General features: G+C 68.8%; 3 protein-coding genes. All 3 read right to left on the reverse strand.

Features of this window, described 5'->3' with window-relative positions; genetic code table 11:
• Positions 1 to 844: shikimate dehydrogenase (locus tag QR77_RS05260; RefSeq protein WP_063798154.1), on the reverse strand; the 844-nt coding region annotated here is incomplete at its 3' end.
• A gap of 46 nt (positions 845 to 890) precedes the next feature.
• Positions 891 to 2840 carry an endolytic transglycosylase MltG gene (gene mltG / locus QR77_RS05265; protein WP_040019935.1) on the reverse strand — a complete coding sequence of 650 codons (1950 nt, stop codon included), beginning with the start codon at positions 2838 to 2840 and terminating at the stop codon, positions 891 to 893.
• Between the two features lie 122 nt (positions 2841 to 2962).
• Positions 2963 to 3279: Holliday junction resolvase RuvX (gene ruvX, locus QR77_RS05270; RefSeq protein ID WP_040019937.1), on the reverse strand; the 317-nt coding region annotated here is incomplete at its 5' end.

Genomic DNA, 3279 nt, shown 5'->3' on the forward strand with positions numbered 1-3279 from the left:
CCACGAGTGCCTTCTCGCCCGCCTCGCGCATCACGCCGAGCGGTGCCCGCGCCACGCCCGTCATCAGTTCGACCTGGAGGACGGCCTGATGCACGAGGAGGTCGAGGCCGCCGACGACCTTCCCGCCGCGCGCGGACCAGGCGGCGGCGAGCGCCGTGGGCCAGGGGTCGTACAGCACGTCGAAGAGGGTGCCCGGGCGCTCGGGGACGCTCCGCGCAAGCTCGTCGGTGGCGCCCGCGGGCGTGGTCGCGATCACCAGCGGCGCGGCGAAGGCCTCCGCAGCCCGCGACCAGTCGGCCGTGCGGACGTCGACGCCGAGGCGCTCGCCCCAGCCGCGCATCTCGGCGGCGCGGGCATCCCCGCGTACGTACGCGGTGACCGTGCCCGCGCCGATACGGGAAAGCGCGGCGAGCGCGGAGGACGCGGTGGCGCCGGCGCCGAGGATCGCCGCCGACTCCACGGTCACTACGCCGCGTTCGCCGAGGGCGGCCGCGATGCCGGGGATGTCGGTGTTGTCGCCCGTGCGCCGCCCGTCGGCGCCGAACAGCACGGTGTTCACCGCCCCCACGGCCGCCGCCGTCGCGCTGACCGTGTCGAGCAGCGGGATGACGGCCCGCTTGAGCGGCATCGTCAGCGAGAGGCCCGCCCACTCGCCGCCGAGGCCGTCGAGGAAGCCGGGCAGCGCGGCCTCGTCGACCTCGAAGCGGTCGTACGTCCACCCCTTCAGGCCGAGGTCGTCGTACGCGGCGCGGTGCAGCACCGGGGAGAGGGAGTGGGCGACCGGCGAACCGAGTACGGCGGCCCTCTCCCGGACGGGACCCGGCGCCGACGACGCGGGTGACATGGCATTCACCTTGTGCAGTACCTCTGTGCTCGTTACCGCCGGACGGTCAATTTCCGACGCTGTCGTTGAACTTCTGCTTGAGCCTCTCGAAATCGGCAGAATTCTTGGCGAATTCGGTCTCGTTCATTCCGTCGGTCGCCACGAAATACATCCACCCGTCACTGGTCGGATCCAGTGTCGCCTTCAGCGCGTCGTCACCGGGATTGCTGATCGGCCCCGGTGGGAGACCCTTGTGCGTGTAGGTGTTGTACAGGTCCATGTTCGTGGTGATCTCGGACTCCGAGATCTTGATATTACTCTGACCCTTGAGGTAATTGAAGGTCGAGTCGAACTGGAGCTTTTGGTTCGTCTCGGTGTTCGTCGGCTTGAGGCGGTTGTAGACGACCTCGGCCATCTTGCGGAAGTCATCACTCGTCTTGCCTTCGGCCTGCACCAGGCTGGCGACGGTGATGACCTGCCAGGGCCCGTCCAGGTGGAATTCCTTCGCCTGCGCGTCGAGGTCGAGGTTCTCGTACTTCTTGCTGGAGAACGCCACCATCTCCTTCAGCACATCCGCCGGCTTCTGCCCCTTGGCCACCGGATAGCTGGAGGGATAGAGGAATCCTTCGAGCGGATCCTTCACATGCGCGTGATTCAGCGCCCAGTCGGGCAGGCCGAGGGTCTTGTAATCCTTGTGAGCCACATCGCTCGTCGTGCCGGAAGGCACACCGAGCCGCTTGTCGATCAGGTCGTAGACCTTGGCGTTGCGCCAGCCCTCGCCGATGATCAGGTTGTTGCGGCTCTTCGGGTCGAGCATCAGATCGACCGCGCTGGCGGCGGGCATCGCCTTCCGCATCACATAGACGCCGGCCTGGATCGCGTTGCCCTTGGGATTCTTCTTCTGCGCCTCGACGAAGGCGCCCTGGCTCTTCACCACGCCGTTCTTCACCAGCAGACCGGCGATGTCCAGGCCGGAGGCGCCGTCGGGGACGACCACCTGTACGGAGCCGGTGCCCGCACCGGAGAAGTCCGGTGGCGGGCCGAATCTGTCCTGGTAGAAGTTGTAGCCGACATAGCCGATACCGCCGACAGCGCCCACGAACACCACGGCCAGCACCAGACAGGCGCGTCCGCTGCGGCCCTTCTTGGGCTTGGAGCCGCGGCGTTCGCCGGAGCCACGCCGGCTGTCGTCCGGGTCGTCGTACTCGTCGTCCTCGTCGTCGTCACGGCCCCGGAGACCCGCGCCCGGGCCGTCCTCACCGGTGAAGAAGGGGTGCTTCTCCTCCTCGGGCTCGGCCTCCCAGTCGTTCTCGGGCCCGGCCACGCGGGGGCCGGGCACGGAGTGCGGGTCGGACGGGTGCTGCTCCGGTGGGGGCTGATGCTGCGGTTGCTGCTGGGGGTGCTGCTGTTGCTGGGGTTGTTGCTGCTGCTGGTAGCCCTCGGGACTGCCGTAATAGCCGGCGTTCGGGTCGTAGCCGCCCTGCTGACCGCCGTAGGGGTCCGGCCCGCCGTACGGCATCGCCGCCTGCTGGCCCGTGTCCCAACCGCCCCCGTGCTGCGAGTCGTTGTACCCCGGGTCGTGGTACTGGGGCTGACCGCCGTACTGCTGCGGGTCGTTGTAGCCCGGCCCGCCGCCGTACTGCTGGGGGTCCTGGTACTGCTGGGGCTGCCCGTACTGCTGCTGCGGCGGATACGGCTGCTGCGGCTGCCCGTTGTGCTGGAGTCCGCCCTGCTGCCCGGGGATGCCCTGCTGAGGCTGCCCGTACTGCTGAGGCTCGGGCTGCTGCGGCTGGGGCTGCTGCTGGGGGGCGTACTGCTGCTGGTACGGGCCCTGTTCCCCCCCGTACTGCCCCTGTCCCTGCTGGTGCGGCTGCTGATGCTGCTGCGGGTACTGCTGCTGACCGTCGTAGGGTGCCTGGCCGTCCACTGCCTGCTGCGCCCCCCACCCCTGGTCCCCGTACAGAGGGTCCTCGGGGTGCCACGGTTCAGAGCCGGGGCCCCGGCCATAGTCAGTCATCGATCCCCTAGAGCCGCGAGGCGGCGGCCGTGGCACCAGCGGTACGGCGTCCGTTTCGCCTCTTTGTTGTGCGGCGGCTGTTCGAACACCGCCGCATCGCGCGGAACGTTACCGTATCGCGATCAGATGACCACTTCGACGCCTTCGCCCGGAGCTTGACCTGAAGTACGTTCCGTCTCCAGCGCATTCTGCAGGATGACGACGGCCGCCACCTGGTCGATGACAGACCTGCCCTTTTTGGACTTCACGCCCGAGGCCCGCAGACCGTGGGTGGCCGTGACCGTGGTCATCCGCTCGTCCACCAGTCGTACGGACAGCGGCGCGACCCCCCGCGCCACCTCCAGCGCGAACGCCCGCACCTTCTCGGCGGCCGGGCCCTCGCGCCCGTTGAGGGAGCGGGGAAGCCCGATGACGATCTCGATCGGCTCGTACTCCTCGA

It is taken from the genome of Streptomyces sp. 150FB (assembly GCF_000818195.1).
Lineage (GTDB): Bacteria > Actinomycetota > Actinomycetes > Streptomycetales > Streptomycetaceae > Streptomyces.

Excerpts from the sequence above, each read along its gene's own strand:
- mltG (WP_040019935.1), bottom strand. The coding sequence starts at position 2,840 with ATGACTGACTATGGCCGGGGCCCCGGCTCTGAACCGTGGCACCCCGAG.